This window comes from Streptomyces sp. NPDC021115, assembly GCF_044333065.1.
In the GTDB taxonomy this organism is placed as follows: Bacteria; Actinomycetota; Actinomycetes; order Streptomycetales; family Streptomycetaceae; genus Streptomyces.
Map to the genome: position 1 here is coordinate 261,210 of NZ_JBIRQF010000007.1, position 20,441 is coordinate 281,650.

A 20,441-nucleotide genomic window follows, 5' to 3' on the forward strand; every position below is an offset into this window, starting at 1 on the left:
CACGATCGATCATCATGACGCGTGGACCACCGGCTACGCGAGAGCGCCGACTCGAGCGACGGAGCCGACGACCGCCAGTCCGGGTGCATGCCTCCTACCAGGGCGGATGACATTCTCGGCAAGCGCAGGCATCGTCAACGAGTACTGCTATGCCGCCTGATCGGCAGCGATGACTTTCCGAGCGGCATAGGCACAGGATCAGCCCAGGTGGCCTACTTTCCGGCAACACCTACAGGTAGCCGTCGTCCCCTGATGCTGCCGTCAAACACCCCAGGAACTCTGCAGGAAAGAATTCCGGCAGAGTTCCTGGGGTGAACGCCTGCGGTCAGTTAGTCACTCTCCAGGTGGTGGATCGGAAATGCTCATTCCAATCATCTGCGGCCGCTTCTCGTGAGATCCCCAATCCAAGATTGCGCGAAGCTTGTTACGCAGATCTGCATTGGTGGTCCCTGATTCGCGTAGATCTACTTCCACGGGAGTGGGGATTTCAAGAATTTCCGCATCCTCGGCTGTGAATTCTAGGGTGAGTAGTGAATCGGTAAGCCGTACGCTGTGCAGGCATCCATAAACCGTGAAGCCCCGTTCTGTCGAGATGTTGTAGGAGTCCATTCCAGACTGGACTTCCTGTTCGTCAGGCTCGTAGGTGGATCGCTGGATTGAGATTGACCTCCTGGAGCCCGCGTCATCGACCCCGGCGATCGCTACCTCGAGAACCTCCTCGTCCTCGTAGTCCTCGAAGAAGCCGACGTTTGTGGCGGTCAATCTCATTTCCTCATGCCCCCTCGTGCCGCCCAGGTTCCAGCGCCTTTGGCCCCGGACCATTCATATGTAACTGACACTCCCAGTTCCCTGACCATGCGGTTCATCGCTCCCCTGCACCTTGAGCAAGGTGGAAGCTGACCTCGCATCGTAACCACGTCGCCAGGACTCAACGGGTACTTTCCGGCGAATGGATCATTCGGAAGTGAAACTCTCGGCCCAGTGGAGGCACCTGCCATACGCGAGAATCGATGCTCTGTATGTGTGAAAGCCACATTGTTGGGGTAGCCGAGTGCATCCTCCTCAGGAGTCATGTCACCGCTCTCCAGCGTGACATCTACCCGCGTGCTCCCATCACGGGCTGTCGCACTGATGTCGCACATATGGCCGTTACCGCCGGTGTTGTGCACCAGGACGGGAGCGTTCCTTGCCAGCACATAATACGTGTGGAGTTCACTGACGGTCAGGTTGTGGACTGCCGCCGACTGCGCGGTCCATCGCTTGATGGCGGTGATCTGGACGTGGGTGCCGGCGCTGGTCCGGAGCCACTGGTCTGCCTTGAGGTCGGTGGCGTCGATCCACTGGCCCAGTTCGGGGACCCAGAAGGGGTGGCCGGCGGTCGCCGTGATGGAGGCGGCTTTTTTGGGGCCTTTCTTGCCGTCGGGGTCGAGGGTGACCTTGACGAGGTGTTTGAGGCCCTTGCCCTTGATCTCGGCGGTGACCGTTTCGGGTTTCGTCTTGCCGGTCTTGGGGTCGGTGGCTAGGACCTTGTCGCCGATGTCGACGTCCTCGATGGCCTTGGTCGTGCCGTCGGCCATCAGGACTCTGGTACGGGGAGTGAAGCTGTTGGCCGCGCAGGACGCGGCTGTCTCGGCTGCCTTGTTGCTCTTGCGCCAGTCCTTGAAGGCCGCCCAGAGTCTTCTGCCGAGGCCGACGATCCGTTTTCCGAGAGCGTATGCCTTGTCGAGGCGGACGCCGTATTTGGAGATCAGTTTGGCGAGCGGGCCGCCTCCGATAAGTGAGGTGACGAGGTTGGCCGCGGTGGCGCCGCATGAGCCCAGGCTTCCGGTGGTGAAGCAGTCCAGGGCGTCGGTGATGCCGAGTTCATCGGCGACGATCTTGCTGAGTTCCTTGGCCACGGCGACGGCGCGCTGCTTGGCCACATCGGCTTTGGCGCGTGCCTTGCGGGCCGTGTAGTGGGCCGGGGTCTCCTTGGGGGCGCGCACGTTGTAGTAGGTGTAGTAGGTCTTGGTGGCCTTGACGTCCCAGCCGCCGTTGTTCTTGAGGCTGCACTGCACACCGGCGTACAGGCAGTCGGCCGGCATCAGTCCGTCGGGGTCGGAGAAGCTGACAGGGTTGTTGTAGCTGTAGGCGTAGCCGTTGATCTGCTGTGGTTCGGTGTAGTCGATGAGTGGGTCGGCGGAGATGAAACGGCCGGCGGAGGCGTCGTATTCGCGCGCTCCCAGATGCACAAGGCCGGATGTGTCGTCGTTGGTGCCGCCGACGAAGCCCTTGTCGTCCACCCAGGGTGAGGCGGGCGAGGAGTCGTCGTCGCGCACCTGGCCGAAGGGGCCCAGGCGGCGGCGTTGGGTTTGTCCGGTGGCGGCGTCCACCGCGAGCTGGGCGGTGCCGTGGTGGTCGCCGGACAGGAAGGTGACGCCGCCGGTGTCGCGGACCGCTACCGTCTGGTCGCCTAGGGAGTAGTAACGCGTGGCGGTGACCGTGCCGGAGGACTTGTTCTGATGCAGTTCCATTCCGGGCAGGTAGAACGTCGTCTCCGACGGGGAACTGCGCAGCAGCCGGTTGCCGGTGGCGTCGTACGCATAGGACGACTGTGTGCCGTCCGCGTTCGTCACCTGGGTCAGGTCGTTTTGCTTGTCCCAGGTCAGCGACTGGGCGTCGCCGTTCAGGACACGGGCTTCGGTGTTGCCCGTCGCGTCGTAGGCATAGGTGTCCTGTGCGGTGACTGCGGGCGATGTGGAGGTGGCGGCCTTCTCGGTGACGACCTTGGTCAACTGGTGCGGGCCCGCGCCGTTCTCCCCGTAGGAGTATCTCTTCGTGGAGGATGCGGTGCCGCTGACGCCGTGGAGGGTTTCCGCGGTGCGATTGCCGAGGGCGTCGTAGCTGTAGCTGTGCCAGTAGGGGGCTACACCGCCGACCGTGCTCGACGACGGTGAGGGTGCGCAGGCCGCGTCCGGGGAGCCGGTGCCGCTCGCGCCGTCGGACGTGACCGAGGAGGTCCAGTCCTCGGTCATTCGGCGCAGATTGTCGTAGGCGAAGCACTGCACATCGCGGGTGCCGCCGGTCGGGGTGTCGGCGATGGAGAGGACGTTGCCCGCCGCGTCATAGGTGTAGTCGGCGTCGTAGGCGATGGATGAGGCGCCTTCGACATCGACCCGCGCGTTGGTCAGGCGCTTGGTTCCCTGCTCGTAGCCGTAGGTCAGCCACGTCTTCTTGGCCGCGGACCCGCCCGTGTTCAGCTCCAGTTGCTCGAGCTGGTTGGTGGGGGAGTACTGGGCGGCCGAGACGTATGTGCCGCCGCCCAGGGAGGTGTTGAGGGCTGTGGGGCGCTGGAGCGTGTCGTACTGGTAGGAGACGGCCTCGGCGGGGAGGCCGCCCGCCGCGGGAAAGTTCTGGCCCTGAACGGTGCCGTCGTCGTTGTACTGGGTGTTGAACTCATAGGTTCCGCCCAGTTGCGGCTCGGCCGTCTTGGACAGGAAGTACTTTGTCGAGGTCGGTTTGTAGTCGTTGTTCGCGTCGAGCACCGGATAGGTGACCGACGAGTGCACCGCACCGTCCTTGTAGGTGTAGACGCCGTACGGCTCGCCCTTGGCCACGGTGTCGTACTTGGTCACCGACAATTTGGTGCCAGTGTCGGCGGCGCCCTGCCACGTGGACACCGCCCGGCCCAGCGGGTCGTGGACCGTGGTCGTGGTGTTTCCCCGGGCGTCGGTGACCGAGGTCTGGCGGTCCAGGCTGTCGTAGGAGAAGACGGTCCTGCCGGTGTCGGGATCGACCGCACCGGTCTTGCGGTGTCGCTGGTCGTACTCGTACGACCAGGTGTTGCCCTCGCTGTCCTTGACCTTGGCCAGTTCGCCCGAGGGGGTGTAGCCATAGGTTGTGGAGATGTACTCCGTGCCCGGGCCGGACGGCTGCGGGGCTGTGCCCTTGTACTGGCGCAGTTCGACCGTACGGTCCCGGGCGTCGGTGATGGTCGTGGTCGCGGTCTGGCCGCTCGGCGGGTCCATGTGCACGCGGTCGCCGCCGTAGGCGTAGGTGGTGCGGTACTTCTCGGCGCCTGCGACCTTGAAGATGGTGGCCGTGGTGCGCCCGTCGCCGTCGTATTCGGTGACCGTCTGCCCGTCGATGTCGGCGCCCTTCGGCTCGAAGAGTGCCGAGGCGGGGGCGCCGGTGGTGTAGTACGTGTCGTTGGTCTTCACGACACGGCCGGAGCCGTCGTAATACGTGTCCGCGATGAGACGGCCCCCTTTCTCGCCGTCCGTCTGCACCTGGCGGGGGCGGAGCAGGCCGTCGTACAGCGTGTACTCGGTGCTGTACGTGGTGCCGCCCTTCTCGATCTTTTCGGTGCGGATGTAGTTGGGGGCGTTGGTGCGGATGCCGTAGGTGTACTTGATCGAGGGGGAGAAGTCGGAGGCTTTGGGGCGGTCCGGGAGCCACACCGAGGTCAGTCGGCCCAGGCCGTCATAGGAGAGTTCCGTGCGCTTGTCGTTGACGTCGGCCTGGGCGGTCGGCTGACCCCATTGGGGGGCGTACTCCGTCTTCGTGACCCAGCCCAGTGTGTTCGTCTCGGTCTTGGCGGTGGCGAGGCCGTAGGTGTCCGTGTACGCGATGGTCTTCGGAGTGCCGGCCGCGTCCTTGACGGTCAGCGGGCGTCCGTAGCCGTCGTACGTCGTCGTGGAGACGGTCTGGTAGGTGGCCGTCTTCCCGTTGTGCGACGCGAGCCGCTTGACGGTGGTCGGGTTGCCCTGGGTGGGAGCGGTGCCCGGTGCCGTGGTGCCGTCGTAGAGCGTCAGGTCGTCGGATATGACGTCCTGGGAACGGTCGGGCGCGGTTGTGCAGTCCACACTCAGCGTCTCCACGCGGGAGACGTACGCGTACAAGTGCTTGTTCGCGTTGTCGGCGTACTCGGTGCGGGTGCACTGGTTGTCGGCGACACCTGTCTCGCCCAGGTCGGCTACCTGGATGATGCGGCCGGTGGTGTCGTCGTAGGTGTTGGTGGAGGCGGTCTGTCGCCAGCCGCCCGCGGCGAGTGCGGTGTAGGTGTCCGTCCTGAGCGGACGGACGTAGCGGGCATTCGTCGTCGCCCAGCTCGCGGCATGGGTTGCCGTGACCTTGGTCCAAGGGGTGTTGACCGACTTCGAGACGACCTTGTCACCGTCGTACGTCGTCGTCTCCAGCTCGAAGCCCGACTTCCAGTCGGAGTCGGCATAGGTGGTGCCGGTGGAGTCGGTCACCGACGACGTGCGGGTCCCACCGCCGGGGTTGCTGTCGCCGTCCAGGCCCTGGAAGAAGACGTGTTCGGTATTGGTGTTGGAGGCGCTGTTGGTGCCGTCCGAGGTCCGGACGCGGACCTTTCCGTAGCCGCGCCAGTCGCCCCAGGTGAGGTACTCGGACTTGGTCAGGCCGTCCGGCTTCGACTTACGCCAACCAGCGTCACCGAGGTAGGTGTACGACGTGATCTGGTCGGGGCTGTTTCCGACCAGATCGGTCTCGACGACGGAGGCCACCACGTACTTGTGGAACCAGTCGGTGATGGGGTCCTCGACACCGGGCGGGTTCCACTTCACCGGGTAGCAGCGCAGGGTGGACTTGCCCGGGCTGGGCAGGCTCGACGAGGTGCACTGGGGTTCGGCGTAGTTGACGGACAGGACGCTGCCGGATTCGCTCTCGACGGCCGACATCCGGAAGCGCATGAAACGCTGGATGTTGTCCCCGGGGACGTCGACGCGGTTGGCCAGTTGCTTGCCGTACAGCTTCACCGAGGGCACGGAGACATCCGCGCCGACGAGGCCCGTGTGGTCGATGGACTTGAGCCACAGCGACTTGGAGCCGTCGCCGTTGTCGGTCAGCACATGACCGAGCGTCCAGGCGTCGACGTCTTCGTACGAGCTGTTGCCGTCGCGGATCTGGGTGGTGATCTTGTTGAGCTGCTTGCGGGTCCAGAAGGTGGGTGAGTTCTGGCCCTTGCATTTGGTGCTGGCCTTGCAGTTGCGGTCCCAGGGAACGTCCGGCCAGTCGGCGGCCGTGGCATCGGTGAGCGCGTCCGCGGAGCAGTCCGTCAGGTCCCCGATGCAACGCTCAGCGGTGCTGAAGACGACCCGGGCGGAGGGCTTGGTGTCGTATACCTCTTTGTCGCGCTGTCCGTAGTCGATGCGTCTGAGGTAGCCGCCGCGGACGTACGGCTTGCCGTTCTCATCGGTCTTCAGGCCCTGGGTGTAGTGGTTGGTCTCCTTGCCGTAGAAGTACGACATGGCGCTGCCGTGCGGGTCGACGACGTAGTCCAGGTTCCACCGCCATGCCTGGGCGCAATAGGCCTTGGCGAACGTGGCGTCGTAGCAGGGCTCACCGGAGTCGTCGCCGTACGCCGGGACGGTCCAGGTGGAGTCGGTCGTTTCGTCGCCCGTGGCATACCCGGGAAGCCGGTTCAGGCCGAAGAAGTACTGGGTGCCGTTGTCCGAGGTGACTTTCCAGTATTCGCCGTCACCATCGCCGTTCGTGGCACCGGTGAGTCTTTCGACCTTGCTGAAGTCGTCCGAGCTGATATGCCATTCGCCCGTCGCGTCATCCTTGACGAGTTCCCCCGAGGCGCCGCCTGCCAGCGAGATGGTGGCGTTGTCACCGCCCCAGCACTGGTCCCCGTAGCTGTCATCGTGGCCGTCATCCGCGCATGGCTTGTAGCGACGCTCGATGTAACCCGGCTCGTAGGAGAAACCCTGGCCCACCCAGGAGCCCTGGTTGTTCGTCGTCGAGGTCTGCCCGTCGATGGACTGGGAGCTGTAGCCGAGGGAGACCTCGGGCGCGAGCCCACCCGGAACCGGGGGAGCGGTGAGCGGATAGGACCAGTTGAAGGCTCCGGAGGAGTTGGACACGCTCCACTGGGACGAGGGCTGCAGGGAAGTGGCGCCGAAGTCTCCCTGGTCGCCGGAGGCGGTGGCGGTGGCGGCGAGAACAGTGACCGGAGCGCCGTAACCCCGGCCGCCTTCGGCACGCGATTGCGGGGTATCGGCGGCCGCGGAGACCGTCGTGGTCAGGGTCTGTTCACCTGTGTCGTTGGCGCTTTTCAGCAGTCTGGGACTGAGGCAGGACTTCTCCTGCGGAGTGGTCAGGACACATGCGGGATATTGGACGAGGCGCAGCCGGGAGCCGTAGCTTCCGCCGTAGGCGTGGGCGAAGGCGGCGTAGTCGAGACCGACCTCGACCGGTCCTCCCTTCCCAGCGCCATCGGTGCGGGCCACGGTGAGCAGCAGCCCGTCGACTCCCGCGGCTTGGGCTGCCTTGTGGCCGAGGACGGCCACGCGCACCGAGTCGGGGCTGGTCCGGCCGGTTGCGGCGACCGTGATGGGGAGGCCCTCGGCCCTGGACGGCCGCTTGGCCAGTGTCACCTCGTCCGCCGCGGCCTTCGGCCAGTGGCTCGGGGCGGCGGATTTCACCGCCGCCTTGCCCGCCGCATCCGAGGCGGTATATGCGCGCGCTTTGGCGTTCTTTCCCTCGACCGGGGCGTCCAGGTCGTTCTGCGTGCCGGGTCTGGACACGCCATCGGCTTCGGTCATGGGGGCGTCCTGCGGCAGAAGACCGACGGCCAGAGTCAGGCCCACCGCGAGCACGGTGTGCCGTAAGGGTCTTCGCGGCCGTGACCGGAAAGGCGAGCGCAAGGCAACTCCGTCATAGAGGTGGTCAGAGGGGAGGGGAACAGCAGGCCCGTCACGTGACGGTCTCGTCGATGCTCGAACCGGCGGGCAGTACGGCCACGGTGGGCACCGTGCTCGCGTCCAGCGCACCGCGGTATATCCGGAGTTCATCGACTGCGCCGGCGAAGTAGGCCGAGGCGGCACGGGCGGTCAGGCTACGGCCGACCTGGAGCGAGACAGTGGTGAAGTCCCACGCGTTGTCCCACCGGGCCTGGGCGGCGCGGGTGCCGTTGACGTACAGCAGGACATCGCCGAAGACCGCTGAGTAGACGACTGCGAGGTGGTCACCGTCGCCTTCGCCGCTCGGCAGCACGCCACCTGCTGTGGCCGCTGTGGTGGTCGCGGTCGCGGCGTCCTTGTTGGTGACGGCCAGTTGCCAGCGGTCGGCGGCGGCGGAGTACTTCACGGTGACGGCGCTACCGCTCGTGCCCGCCAGCGACAGGACGGTCTGGTCCTTGGACGCTCCGGCGCCGGCGAGGCGGGCGCGGGCGGTGAGTGTGAAGCTGTCCTCCTTGGCCAGGAGACCGGCTGCGCGAGCGGCGTAGGCGTCGGTGCCGTTGAGGGCCAGGTGACCGTCGCCCCACAGCGGTTCGGCGGGGGGAACGCAGTCCGGGTCCGCCTCCGGATCGCAGGAGTCATCCGGCTGGAAGACCGACGCACCGCCGCCGAGCGCCAGACCCGTGCCACCAGCAGTCTCCGGGGTGAGGCCATCGGTGGCGCTGTCAACCTGCCAGTACGCGAGCTGGCTTGCGGAGACACCGCCGAGTTCCGCTCCCTCGGCCTCCGGCACTACGCGGTCGTGGACCTTGACATCAGCGACCCTGCCCTTGAAGTGGCCGGTGTAGCCATCCAACGACAGCTTGCGGCCGATCTGGAGACCGCCCGTGGCGTTCCAGGTGGTACGGCGCTTCTCGACATCCTTCTCGACCAGGTCGCCATTGACGAACAGGCTGAGGGTGCCGAGCTCGCTGTTGTACACCCCGATGAGGTGGGTCCAGCTGCCCGGAACGGCGGTTGCGCCGGACACCTTCCACGTGCCCATCGTTTCCAGGTCGCTGACGGGTGTGCGGAAGGTCCAGGACTGGGTGTCCACGTCGTACCCCAAGTCGAAGCCGGGTTCGGCGGTGCCGTCCTGGCTGACGATGGTGACGTCGTCGGTGGGGCGTTCGGGCAGGTTCACCCAGGCGCTCACCGAAAAGGTCCGGCTGGTGTCGACAGCCGGCCTCCCGGCGTCGAGGTAGGCGTTGTCCGAGCCGTCGAGGCTGACCGCGGTGTCCGTGGGCCCGAGGGGGCCCTCGTCACCGAAGGCCACACCGGAGCCTGGAATCGCCTCCGGCGCCCCACTCATACCGGCTGCGGACGTCGATCCCTTGGCGTCGCCGAGTGTCCAGCCCGCTGCCGGGGCCCGTCCGTCACTGACGAGGAAGACGTACGACGTGGGGGTTTTCTGCGCGTTGCCCGCGTTGTCCACCGCTTTGGCCTCCACGTACATGGGGCCTTCGTCCGGTGGCATCCACCGGACCGTGGCCGGGCCGCCGGCGGTATTCGGCTTCACCGTCACCCATGTGCTGCCCTTGAAGCGGTACTTGTACTGGACCGCGTCGGCCGACGCCGAATCGAAGGTGAACGAGCCGTAGTCGCCGACGCCGGCGTGCCACGCGTCGTCGTTCGGATACTGGGCCGACCTGATTGCGGGCGCTTTGGGGGCTGTGGCGTCGTAGATGAACTCGCAGCGCGTCCCGGCACCGGCCAGGCTCCACGGGCCCCAGGAGGTGCCGTCGTAACCACGGACGGCCCAGCCGATGGTGACGTTCTGCGGAACGGTGAACCCTGCCTCCCCGTCGCCGCTGAGGTCCGTCCCCGCGACGTACGAGAACGAGGCCACACCCGTTTGCCCGCTCCTCGACATGTCGACGGTGCTCTTGGGGGCTGTCGTGGCGTAGCGGTCGTACGTCGTGCTGCCGACCCTCCAGAAGATGTGGAACTGTGCCTTCAGGGTCTCCGAGTTACTGCCTGTGTCCCCGTGATCCAGGTCCTTGAGAGCAGCGATCAGTTTGGGTGGCTCGGATACGTAGTGTTCAGCGGCATTGCCGTACTCGCAGGCACCGCCCGGTGTCATCTTCAGGTCGTCGAGGTCCGGCTGCAACGGTGGCCGGTTGTAGGTCACCTCGAGGTGTGCGTTGCCACAGAAACGCTTCCAGTACGAGTAGTTCCCTTCGTCGCCTGCCTTGAGCCGGAAGGTCGTGGTGTCCCAGCCGCTGTCCGCGGCCTTCTGTATCGTGCCTTTCACATTGAAGCGGACATTCTGGTTCGTGGATGTGCACGAGCCCGCGGGATTGGTCGGCGACTGCGCGGTGATGGCGTCCTTCAGCGAGGGCTGGTTGTTCCAGCTCGTGGAGGAGCTGATCGCGCTGGCGCCGGTCGAGTTGACCCGGCCGAGCTGCACTTCCCGGCCGGACTCGGAGTAGGTGTGCACCATGGTGACCGCGAACTCGGCCGAAACGATGTCCTTGTCCTCGAACGTTCCCGTCGGAAGGGCGAAGAACTGGCGCTTGACGTCACTGTTGCTGGTGCAGCGGTACGAGACGTCCGCCGGGCAGCGGCCCACGCCTTCGTCATCGTCGAACTTCCAGAACTTCGTCGACGCGTAGTAGGACGAGACCATCGTCCAGCCAGTGCGGTTCGAGGTTCTCACGACGGGGTCGATGTACACGGGGTAGACCGTGTCCTCGCCTGTGAGCAGCCCGGCATCCGGTCTCAGGGTCATCGTGTCCTCGGACACTTCCACCGTGACGTCGGCGACCTGACTTCCGTCGGGCGGCGCCACCGCGTCGCCGGGTCCCAAGCCGGACGGCGACGGGGCCGGGGACGCTGAAGGGGCCGCGGAACTTTGAGCGCTGGGACGGGAATCCCACATCATCGGTGCGGGCGCCTCGAAGATGGTGGCGCCACTGCTGCCGTCCCGCGCTTCCAGCCCGCCGTCCTTGGTCTTCCTCAGCGTGAGGGAGCCGGTGTCCACAGGGAGTTCTAGCCCGGCGAGGTCCGGGTTCTCCGCAGCCTCGGCGTTCTTCACGACCAGGACATGCGAGAAGCCTTCGGCGCTGGCGGTGACCTTCAGGTCGACGCCGGGCAGAACATCCGGGTACGTGGCGGTGGGGCCGTCGATGAGGGGCTTCGGCAACGTGCCGGGCCAGTCGAGTGAGAAGGATTGGCCGTCCCTCTCGATCTCGGCGAGCGTCGTGCCGCCGCCACCGGAGAAGGACATCGAGGCCAGCGCCGCCTTGGGAGCGTAGGTGGCGTTGTCCCGCCTGACGAGCGTCGTGTCGATGTCCGTCCACATCCCGCTCTTGCGGGTGCGGACGGGCTGGACGTACTCAGTGGTGGTGAAAGTGCCGTCGGGGTTGGCGACGGTGGTGCTGCGCTCGCCTCGCAGCGCCAGGACCTCGACCTTCTCCCCGGTCTTGGCCGCCTTTGCCTGGGCGTTCGCGGTGCCGTTCGCGGCTGCCTGTGCCCTGCTCGCAGCGGCGGCCTGCGGTGAGGTGCCGACGGGAGACGGCACGCTGAGCCCGGCGGCCACCAGCACCACCGTCAATACGGTGATGGCCCGCCCCCACATGTTCCGTTGCCGACTCCCGGTCATCCCACGACTCCAAACGAGGTCCCCGTGTCAGGGAGACCGTCCGCGCCAGGCTTGTATGTGGTGGTGCCAGAGCTGGTGCCGCCGTCGACATCCGTCCAAGGGACGACATAGAGGACCCCACGAGGGCTGTCGGGAGCCTTGCTGTAAGGGACGCCGAGATACAGATTCGCCGAACCCGATGTCAGCGCGATGCCTGCGTAGTCTCGAGCCGTGGCCGTACCGGGCAGCACGCTGCCACTCGAAGCGCGGGTCAAGATCCTGTCCTTCGCCCCGATGGCGGCGTCCAACGGGCGGAAGATCTGTACCGCTCCCGCGTCCTGCGCCGAGCCGACATCCCGGCCCGGAATACCCACGGCCAACCGGATGGTGCCGGTACTGCTGACCACGCCTGCGTCGGTGTTGGCGATCGTCACCCGCTGCCCGAGGAAATCTCCGGGGGCCGGATCTCCCTCGACATCCGTGACCGACGCGTCCATCGTGGCAATCTCCGTATAGGTGCCGTCCGGCTTGATCCGGACCACGGTGGCGCTTCCCGCGTCCGGTGCGCTACCGATGTCCTCGCCCGGAGTGCCGATCGCCAGCAGCGCGTCCGAGTTGTACGTCTGGTCGCCGGGGCGGTAGCCCGTCATGGAGATCGATGTGCCGAAGCCGTCGCCTGCCTCCGCCACACCTGCCAGCCCTTCGCCCGCCGGGCCCTGGTCGAGTCCGGCCAGAGGGGTGGGAACGCCGTCGGTGATGGTGTGGTTGAAGACCGTCACCGCGCCGGCGAAGTCCTCGTCGCCGATCCCCTCGCCCGGGGCGCCGACGGCGAAGTACCGAGTCGTAGCCGCGAGAGAGTAGCCGAAGCGGTCGTGAGCTTCGACGACTCCAGGAACCCCTGGATCGTCGTGGTTCACTGTGGTCTTCGTGGAGCCCCGGACGTAGTGGACGCAACCCGCGTCCGCGTACTCCTTGCCGCCCACTGTGACGTTCTCGCCTGGCACACCCACGAGCAGATACGGCTGGTCGTTTGACGTGTCGCCCGCCTTCAGCGCGAAACCGAACCGGTCGTACTCCTCGGTCGTCGTCGAGTCGTCGAGCTGTGCCTGGGTGTAGCTGTCAATCGTGCTTACGGAGCCGATGCCGTTGGGCGTCCCATGAATGACCCAGATGCCGCCCGCGTCGACGAGGTCGCTGCCGCCCTTGGGCACGTCCTCATACGGGGCACTCACCACCAGGTCGGTACAGCCGTCGCCGTCGACGTCGTAGGAGGCGCGGGAGAACCCGAACTGGTCCGCGCGTTCAGGAGTGGCATTCATGCCTGCGGTGGCCTGGGAAATCTCGAAGGTGCCCTTGCCGCCACCCAGCACGACACGGACCAGGCCGGCGCGTTCCGCACCGTTCACGGTGGCCAAGGGGTCGGCGATGACCGTGTCGGTCGTGCCGTCCCCGTTGAAATCTGCGCTGGTTCCGCCGGTGCACGTGGTGGCCACCGCCACTGACTGCACCGGCGACCCTAACCCTCCGATCGCCGCGAAAACCGCGGCGACAACCGCCGCCAGCCCGAACGTCCTCATGCCATGGCGCACGTAGCCCCCACCCAAGCCACCCGTCGCGTTCTCTGGAGAGCCCAGCCGGCTGGGCGCAGCGCGAGGCTGCGACGTCCGAGTCGCGGCAGAGCCAAACGGCGGCAAACCTACTGGGAGTAGTGGCTCACATGTCAACACCATGTTCTCTTTAGCCAAGAGAAATATTGGCAAAGCAGATAAAATACTGCATCCCCTTCTTTTCGTGTGATATCGGTCAAGTCGGACCAGTGTGATGGTGAGTAGTTGACGAAGCCTCAGCAAATCCTCCATAGTTTCTTTCCTTCGCACTCGCAGGCTGTTCGTCTTTTCGTTGCGCCGACGACCCGGGGATGCGTCTCGAAACGGGACGAGTTGGGTCGCTTCGGCGCCACAGGCCTGCGCTTGGCAGGAAACGAGGACGGAAACCTGTGAATCGCCTTTGGGCATGCCTTGCGGTCTGCGCTGTCCTGATCGCGAGCCTTCTGACGTGGGGCAGCCACGAGAGCGTGGCTGTCGGGCGCAGTGAATCCAGCTACTCCTACGGGGCACACGCTCGGCAGAAGATCGACGCCTACTGGAACGCCTCACGCACCCCGCAACCCGGCGTCGTCATCCTGCACGGCGGCTACTGGTACGAGGATTCCGGATGGGCCACCTGGTCCCGGTTCTTCGCGGATAAGGGATACGCTGCCTTTTCAGTCGACTATCGGCTGAATTTCGACGCGGCATGGCCCGCCCAGCGCGACGACGCCATTTCGGCCATTGACTGGATCAAGTCGAATGCGTCGAAATTCGACCTCGATCCCGACCGTGTTGTGGTCCTCGGTTCTTCCGCGGGCGGTCAGATCGCCACTGCGCTCGCCACTTACGGCTCGGGCGCCGAACGGGTCAACGGAGTCGTGGCGCTTTCCCCTGTCGCGTCGCCCTACCGCGCCTGGAACGACGGTAACCACGACGACAGCACGGCCAAGGAACGCAAGGTTCGTGACAACGCGACGATTCTGGCCCGCTGCTTCCCCGACTCCGCGGACACCGATACGTCCCTGCACGCGAGTTGCTGGGACACGTGGAAGGACATGGTCGTCAGGAACCGTGCGTCCGGTGCCAACGACGCCCCCATGTACCTGATCCACTCCGAGGGAGACTTCATCCCCGTCCAGCACTCCCTCGACCTCGAAGAGGCCGAGGAGGCAGCTCACGACATGCCGGCGGACGGGGTCACCGTGGAGAACGTGGCGAACAGCGGTGCACACGGTGGCGCCCTCCTCGACGTCGACGGCATGCCGCAGAAGATCCTCACCTGGATCGCGGCCCACAACTGAGAGAGGACTGCACATGCCGTCACGCATCGAGGTACTGCGGGAACGCATGCTGCCCGCGCGATTACGTGAAGAGCGCGCCGAGCAGCGCAGAGCGGCCGAAGTCGAAGCGGAGCGACGAATACGCCGGGAGCGCATCGAGGCGCGTCGCCGGGCCCTTGTCGAGTCCGACGCCGAGCTGCGGGCGGTCACCGTCGAGGGGCGGGCGTACTACGGCCGGCGCGTGAACCACTTCCGTGCCGACGAGGCATCGGCCCACAACCTCGCCCTGATCGGCGATGCCCTCGAACACTCCGCCATCCCGTACTTCCTGGTCCCCGGCCGCTCCCGCACCCGCCACGTCATCGGCATGCGCCTCACCGACCGCAAGCGTCTGCTGGAGACACTGCGCGAGCTCTACGGCTCCACCGCGCTGTACGCCATGGAACCGGGCAGCGATCCGATGCCGGCCGACGCCGTCCTGTACGCGGACGGAGCGCTGCCCACCTCGCTCAAACGCCGGGACGCCATACGATTCGGCGAGATCCTGGTCGGACCCGCGGACCAGATACTCGCGGACCTCTCCTACGGCTGCGACGTCGAATTCTGGCGCGACGGACAGAAGTTGCTCGACGACGGCGAGCGGGGCGCCGAACGTATCGCCGCTCTGCGGAGCCAGGCACCCACAGCCGTGCTCGCCGCAGACGCCCTGGTCGCACCTCGTCCCAACGCCGTCACCGACGCCCTGCCGACGGAGGCGCGCATCCCGGCTTCCCGCACCATCGAGGGCCGCGCCTACCCCACCTACACGGATCTCTTCCAGCCCCGTATCGACACCGTCGACTTCCCCATCGACGTCGTATACACCTGGGTCGACGGCGCGGACCTCGAACTCGGAGCCAGGCGTGAGGCACACCGAGGCAGGGGCAGCGGGGCGTCGAGCATCCATCCCCGCGAGACCGGTGTCTCCCGCTACACCAGCCACGACGAGCTGAAGTATTCCCTGCGCTCGCTGGAGATGTACGCCCCGTTCATACGGAACATCCACATCGTCACCGACGGCCAGGCCCCCGCCTGGCTGAACACCGACGCTCCCGGCATCCAGGTCGTGGATCACAAAGACATCTTCTCCGACCCCGCCGTGCTGCCGGTCTTCAACTCCCACGCCATCGAGACACAGCTCCACCACATATCCGGTCTGTCGGAGCACTACCTCTACCTCAATGACGATGTCTTTCTCGGCCGCCCTGTGACTGCGGGACACTTCTTCCACGGCAACGGCATTGCCAAGCTCCCCTTCTCGCCTTTCCAACTCGGGCTGGGAGCGCCACACGGCGACGACCCCGCGCCGAACTCTGCGGGCAAGAACGTCCGCGCACTGCTGCGGAACACCCACGCACGGTTCACCATCAACAAGTTCATGCACACCCCACATCCCCAGCGGCGCACGGTCATGGAAGAGCTGGAGGAACGCTTCGCCGACGACATCGCCCGCACCAGTCGCTCACGCTTCCGGTCGATCACCGACATCGCCATGACCACTTCCCTGCACCACCACTACGCCTACCTCACCGGCCGGGCCGTGCCCGCCAAGTACAGGCTGCGCTACATCGACGTGGCTGGGCCGAACGTCACCGACGCCCTCGCCGAACTCGCCCGTTCCCGCAGCTACGACTTCTTCTGCCTGAACGATGTCAACACGCCCGAGGCTGAACAGGACCGCGTCACCGCCGAACTCCACACCTTCCTGGAGAACTACTTCCCCTTCCCTAGCCGCTACGAGCGCTAACGACCTATCCCGTGTCGGCACGGCTACTTCTCTTCTTCTGTGGGGTCGTTGTTGGGTGTCACTAACGAGCTCGTGCACGGTTGGCGGTGAGGCGTCGAGGGCTTCGGCGGGGCTCGGTGTTCACTTCCGCCGTGCCGGGATCAGGTCTGCGGTCTGCTGGTGGGACAGCAAGGCGGCGACCGCCTGGACGGTGTCACTCGTGTGCTCGCGGCGGCCGAAGTGACGGGCGAGGGCCCGCCAGTTCTTCAGGTGGGCGATGCCGTGCTCGACCCGGATGCGTCGGGAGGAGTGCGTCTTGCGCTGTCGCTCGTGCATCTCCTCATACCAGGTGGGGGCGTTCTTCTTGAACTTGCGGTGCGGTGGCGTCACCACGCGCCCTGCGGTCTGTGCGCCCAGGCCCTGGTAGCCGGCATCCGCGAGGACTTCGACCGCGGGCCCGTCGGCCAGGAGCTTGACCAGCCCCGACTGGCGGGCGTGGGTGATGTCCGCGCAGCTTCCGGGGCGGGTCGGGCTGCAGAACAGGACGCGGCCGTCCGCGTCGGTGACGACCATGGCCTTGACGGCGTTCTGCTTGCTCTTGCCGGAGATGAACTTGTCCCGGTCCTTGCGTCCGACGGCCGGGCGACGGACCCGGATCTCGGTGCCATCGACGATCCCGGTCTTCCCGCCGGTACCAAGATGGTCGACGACCTCCGCCAGGGTCCTGTGCCGCTCGAAAAGTCATCGCTGCATGTCATGCTGCATATCTGTACTCGTTGATGAGGCCGCCGAGGATCCGGGTGCGCAGGACTTTGCCGGTGCTGAGGCCAGGCGCCGCGGCGGGTTGTTCGTGGACGCAGGGTGGTAGCTGATGGCGGGCCTGGTGGGGTCGGTGTTCGTTGTAGTGCCGCTCGTAGGCAGCGAGGACGTGGTGGGCGTGGGTCTCGTTCATGATGAGGACGTGGTCGAGGGCTTCGCGTCGGATGCTGCCGATGATGCGTTCGCAGTGCGCGTTCATACGGGGAGCCTGTGGCGCACTTTTGAGGATCTCCATCTCCTCCGCCTGGAAGACAGAGTCGAACGCCTCCCCGTACTTGCCATCGCGGTCGCGTAACAAGAAGCGCAGGGTCTCGATGCGTATGCCCAGGTCGGCGGTGAGGTTTCTGGCCTGCTGCACCGCCCAGTCCCGGGTCGGGCGGGCGGTGACCCCGGTGATGTGCAGCCGCCGGGTGCCGTGCTCGAGGAACACCAGCGCGTACAATCGCCTGCCGAGGGCGGTGTCGATGTGGAAGAAGTCTGCCGCGATGATCCCCTCGGCTTGCGCGGTCAGGAACTCGCGCCAGGTGGGACCCGAGCGACGCGGCGCGGGGCCGATGCCGGCCGCGTTGAGGATCTCCCAGACCGTCGAGGCGGCGATGCGATGCCCGAGTCGGGTCAACTCCCCTTGGATCCGCCGGTGTCCCCATCTCGGGTTCTCCCTGGCCAGCCGTAGGACGAGCTTCTTGATCTCTGTCCGGGTGGGTGGGCGTCCGGTGCGTCGGCGCGCGGTGTAATCCCACTTCGCGGCGATGAACCTGCGATGCCAGGCCAGCAGAGTGCCGGGGGCGACAGGGAAGACCTCGCGCCAGTGGCGTCGGGGTATGAGTCCGGACAGGGCGGCGAACCAGAACCGGTCGGCGGGCTCGTAGCGGACCGGCCCGGTCAGCTGGCGACGCAGGACCGCGTTCTCGTGCCGCAGCACCAGCAGTTCCGCGTCCTTCGCCGTCCCGCGACGGAGGAGAACTGATGGAACGCTCAGCAGTTTCCGGGTCACGTTGTACAGCAAGGACACGATCACGGAGGACGTGATCCCAGCGGACTGCTCGCACCCGGCTCACCTGCGGCGATGACTTTTCGAGCGGCACAGGAGCACCGATGGAACAGTCAGCAGCTTCCGGGTCACCTTGTACAGCAAGGACACGATCACGGAGGACATGATCCCAGCGGGCTGACCGCATCCAGCTCACCTGCGGCGATGACTTTTCGAGCGGCACAGGCTCAGAACTTCTCGGCGACGTGCTTGCCGAGATCGAGTTCGATTCCCTGAGGCTGCTGCAAGCCGCGTTCGAAGAGGCTGCGCAGGTGATCCGCGTTCTCCGGACGCATCGACGTGCGCCTGAAGGCGGCCATAGCGGCTGCGTAGTCCCCCGCTGGGATTGCGGTGGCCGCGTCGACGAACTCCTTCGCGCCGGAGACCCCGGCCTTGCTGAAGCCGGCGATGCGGCGGGCGAAGGTGTCGACGAAGTCGTCCAGCTCGTCCTCGGGAAGAACGCGGTTGACGTAGCCGTATTCGGCGGCGAGATGGGCCGGGAAGTCGTCTCCTCCCACCACGATCTCCATCGCGCGGCCCCGGCCCACCAACTCGGCCAGTCGCCCCATCGGGTTGCCACCGGGTACGGCGCCGAAGCCCACCTCGGGCTGTCCCAGGATGGCGTTGGTACCGGCGAAGCGGATGTCCGTGTTCAGGACGAACTCACTTCCCGCTCCTCGGACACGGCCCTTGATGGCCGAGATCGTGACAGCCGGGACCTTGCTGAGGCGCAGAAGGCTGTCCGGGTAGGGGAGGAGTCCGGTGGGGCCCGGGGCCGTGGTGTACACGCGCTCGATCTCGGACAAGAGGTCGAAGTGTGCCATGAAGAAGTCGGGGTTGGCACTCTGGAACACCACGACGGTCAGATCGGGGTCCTCCTCCATACGGGTCACCAGATCGGCAAGCTGCTCGATGGTGTCCGGATCGATGAGGTTGATCGGGCCGTTCTCGAAGGTCACCTTCCAGTAGGACGGCGACACCGCATGTACCTGAAATTGCGAGTGATTGCTCATGGGGGCGATGCTAGAGAGTCTGACTTTAAAAATGCAACCCAGTCTGGACGTGACTGTGACCCCACTTTCGAGGGAAGCGGTGAGTTCGAGGGCGCCGGACTGTCACCGCATCGGCGCTGAGCAGGCATGTCCGTCGTCCGGCTGCGCGGATGGCGCCGCGAGCCGCCGGAAGAGGAGGTGATGCGGGTGGGATTCTTGCTGCTGTTCATGGCGCAGCCCCCGAAGGCTCTCGCGCATCCTGACGCCGCAGCAAGGAGTGCCAGGAGAAAGCCTCGGTGACTGCTCGGGCCGTCAAGAGATCCATGGACCCAGGAGTGCTCACTGGAGTGCGGGCAGGTTCTCTGTGTACCGCCCCAGCGCGGGTCCTGTGGGCCGCCGGCCCTCGCCGTTCCGCCGCATCCCGGATACCGCTGCAGTCGGCTGGGCGGGATCAGGAACTCGTTGTCGGGGGACGCCGTCAGCCGGACTGGCTGGCGGGTGGTCGACCCAGTGGACGACACCTACCGCAGGCAGATGAACCGGCAGCTCGCCGTGCAGGAGTCCCGCCACAAGCTGGCCCGGGACATCTGCCACGGCAAGCGTGGGCAGATCATGGAGGCGTACCGCGAGGGCCAGGAGGACCAGCTCGGCGCGCTCGGCCTGGTCCTGAACGCGACCGTGCTGTGGACGACCACTACCGGACGCCGCCTCGCCCAGCTGCGGTCGCTGCCGCCCGAGGAGCGTGAGCACGACGTTCTGGACGAGGACGTGGCCCGGCTCTCCCCGCTCAAGCACGCCAACCTCAACGTGCTGGGCCGCTACAGCATCCGCGCTTCGGTCCCGGCCGACGGCGGCCTGCGCCCGCTGCGCGGCCCCATCGCGCCGGAGCTTGACGAGGACGACGGTGGGCAGGGCTGACCCGGACCCAAGGCCGACGGCAGGTGCCTTGCCGGTGCGGCAACACTCTGTCTGGACCGGAGGCCAGGTGACTTCCGAGTGCCGCCTGGCCGTCCTGGATCCGTCGCGTCGGGGGCCGGGCGGGTCGGGGCCTGCTGGCGGCGTCAGGCACCGCTGACAACCCGCATGAAGACCGTCGGTCCAGTGTGCTCGTTGAGGTAGGCATACTGCTGGTCGCTGGGGATGGTGGCGCTCTGCCCCGGCCCCACCATCTGCGGTCCGGTTTCCAGGGCGAGGGTGAGACGGCCGGTGAGGACGTGGTGGATCTCCTGTGCTCCGGGCCGGTCGGGTTCGGCGTCGTAACGGCCGCCTGGGGTGAGGGTCCAGCGCCATAGTTCGGCGCGCGGGTTCTCGGTGGCGCCCAGCAGGAGGGCGGTGCTGCCGTCCCGGGCCTCCCATACGAGCGTGCCTTCGGCTTCCGCGCCGGGCGCGTCGTTCTCAGGCAGGGCGAGGGCGGCGAAGTCGGTGTCGAGGGCGAGGGCGACGCGGTCGACGGTGGCGAGGCTGGGGTTGGCCTGGCCGAGTTCGATGTCGGTGAGCATGCGCCGGCTGAGCTTGGCGGCGTCGGCGAGCTGCTGGACGCCCCAGCCTCGCTGTTTGCGCAGCGTGCGGATGCGCCTGCCGATACGGGTGACGAACTCCTGCGTTGCCTGACTGTCGGGGGCGCTCTCGCTGCTCATGGTGAGCACTATAGTGCGCAAA

General features: G+C 66.4%; 10 protein-coding genes and 1 pseudogene. 3 read left to right on the forward strand and 8 right to left on the reverse strand.

The window, feature by feature from the left end; genetic code table 11:
* Positions 1 to 333 precede the first annotated feature (333 nt).
* From ACH4TL_RS23565 to ACH4TL_RS23580, 4 genes are all read right to left on the reverse strand, one after another.
* Positions 334 to 768 carry an Imm10 family immunity protein gene (locus ACH4TL_RS23565; RefSeq protein WP_123101745.1) on the reverse strand — a complete coding sequence of 145 codons (435 nt, stop codon included), beginning with the start codon at positions 766 to 768 and terminating at the stop codon, positions 334 to 336.
* Complete coding sequence (locus ACH4TL_RS23570; protein ID WP_398317402.1) at positions 765 to 7,550, reverse strand: polymorphic toxin-type HINT domain-containing protein; 6,786 nt, start codon at positions 7,548 to 7,550, stop codon at positions 765 to 767. Before ACH4TL_RS23570 ends, ACH4TL_RS23565 begins: the two co-directional genes overlap by 4 nt.
* Before the next feature lie 151 nt (positions 7,551 to 7,701).
* The gene (locus ACH4TL_RS23575) at positions 7,702 to 11,328 is read right to left on the reverse strand and encodes a LamG-like jellyroll fold domain-containing protein (RefSeq protein WP_398317405.1); all 3,627 of its coding nucleotides are present in this window, start codon (positions 11,326 to 11,328) and stop codon (positions 7,702 to 7,704) included.
* Entirely contained in the window at positions 11,325 to 12,896 is a 1,572-nt protein-coding gene (locus ACH4TL_RS23580; protein WP_246097088.1) for a VCBS repeat-containing protein, read from the reverse strand. The genes ACH4TL_RS23575 and ACH4TL_RS23580 overlap by 4 nt, the downstream gene beginning before the upstream one ends.
* 485 nt (positions 12,897 to 13,381) lie before the next feature.
* Here ACH4TL_RS23580 and ACH4TL_RS23585 point away from each other — a divergent pair, with 485 nt between their 5' ends.
* Both ACH4TL_RS23585 and ACH4TL_RS23590 read left to right on the forward strand, forming a co-directional pair.
* Positions 13,382 to 14,197: an alpha/beta hydrolase gene (locus ACH4TL_RS23585; RefSeq protein WP_246097089.1), complete on the forward strand. Its 816-nt coding sequence runs from the start codon at positions 13,382 to 13,384 to the stop codon at positions 14,195 to 14,197.
* 13 nt (positions 14,198 to 14,210) lie between these two features.
* Positions 14,211 to 15,962 (forward strand): stealth family protein, encoded by a 1,752-nt coding sequence (locus tag ACH4TL_RS23590; RefSeq protein ID WP_398317410.1) that lies wholly within the window; start codon positions 14,211 to 14,213, stop codon positions 15,960 to 15,962.
* A gap of 120 nt (positions 15,963 to 16,082) precedes the next feature.
* Here ACH4TL_RS23590 and ACH4TL_RS23595 read toward each other — a convergent pair whose 3' ends face one another.
* The 3 genes from ACH4TL_RS23595 to ACH4TL_RS23605 form a co-directional block, all read right to left on the reverse strand.
* The gene (locus tag ACH4TL_RS23595; RefSeq protein ID WP_398317765.1) at positions 16,083 to 16,661 is read right to left on the reverse strand and encodes a transposase family protein; all 579 of its coding nucleotides are present in this window, start codon (positions 16,659 to 16,661) and stop codon (positions 16,083 to 16,085) included.
* Positions 16,662 to 16,695: 34 nt separating this feature from the next.
* On the reverse strand, positions 16,696 to 17,778 hold the full coding sequence (locus ACH4TL_RS23600) for an integrase core domain-containing protein (RefSeq protein ID WP_398317413.1): 1,083 nt from the start codon (positions 17,776 to 17,778) through the stop codon (positions 16,696 to 16,698).
* A 200-nt stretch (positions 17,779 to 17,978) separates the two neighbouring features.
* Entirely contained in the window at positions 17,979 to 18,803 is an 825-nt protein-coding gene (locus ACH4TL_RS23605; protein WP_055553546.1) for an enoyl-CoA hydratase/isomerase family protein, read from the reverse strand.
* Between the two features lie 474 nt (positions 18,804 to 19,277).
* Between ACH4TL_RS23605 and ACH4TL_RS23610 the strand changes: the two are divergent.
* Positions 19,278 to 19,700 (forward strand): annotated as a pseudogene (locus ACH4TL_RS23610) (Tn3 family transposase); the annotation flags it as partial.
* Positions 19,701 to 19,843: 143 nt separating this feature from the next.
* Here the strand turns inward: ACH4TL_RS23610 and ACH4TL_RS23615 are convergent.
* A complete protein-coding gene (locus ACH4TL_RS23615) occupies positions 19,844 to 20,419 on the reverse strand; it encodes a helix-turn-helix domain-containing protein (protein WP_398317416.1) in 576 nt (191 codons plus the stop codon).
* Positions 20,420 to 20,441 lie beyond the last annotated feature (22 nt).

Excerpts from the sequence above, each read along its gene's own strand:
- ACH4TL_RS23565 (WP_123101745.1), bottom strand. The coding sequence starts at position 768 with ATGAGATTGACCGCCACAAACGTCGGCTTCTTCGAGGACTACGAGGAC.
- ACH4TL_RS23570 (WP_398317402.1), bottom strand. The coding sequence starts at position 7,550 with ATGACCGAAGCCGATGGCGTGTCCAGACCCGGCACGCAGAACGACCTG.
- ACH4TL_RS23575 (WP_398317405.1), bottom strand. The coding sequence starts at position 11,328 with ATGACCGGGAGTCGGCAACGGAACATGTGGGGGCGGGCCATCACCGTA.
- ACH4TL_RS23590 (WP_398317410.1), top strand. The coding sequence starts at position 14,211 with ATGCCGTCACGCATCGAGGTACTGCGGGAACGCATGCTGCCCGCGCGA.
- ACH4TL_RS23605 (WP_055553546.1), bottom strand. The coding sequence starts at position 18,803 with ATGAGCAATCACTCGCAATTTCAGGTACATGCGGTGTCGCCGTCCTAC.
- ACH4TL_RS23615 (WP_398317416.1), bottom strand. The coding sequence starts at position 20,419 with ATGAGCAGCGAGAGCGCCCCCGACAGTCAGGCAACGCAGGAGTTCGTC.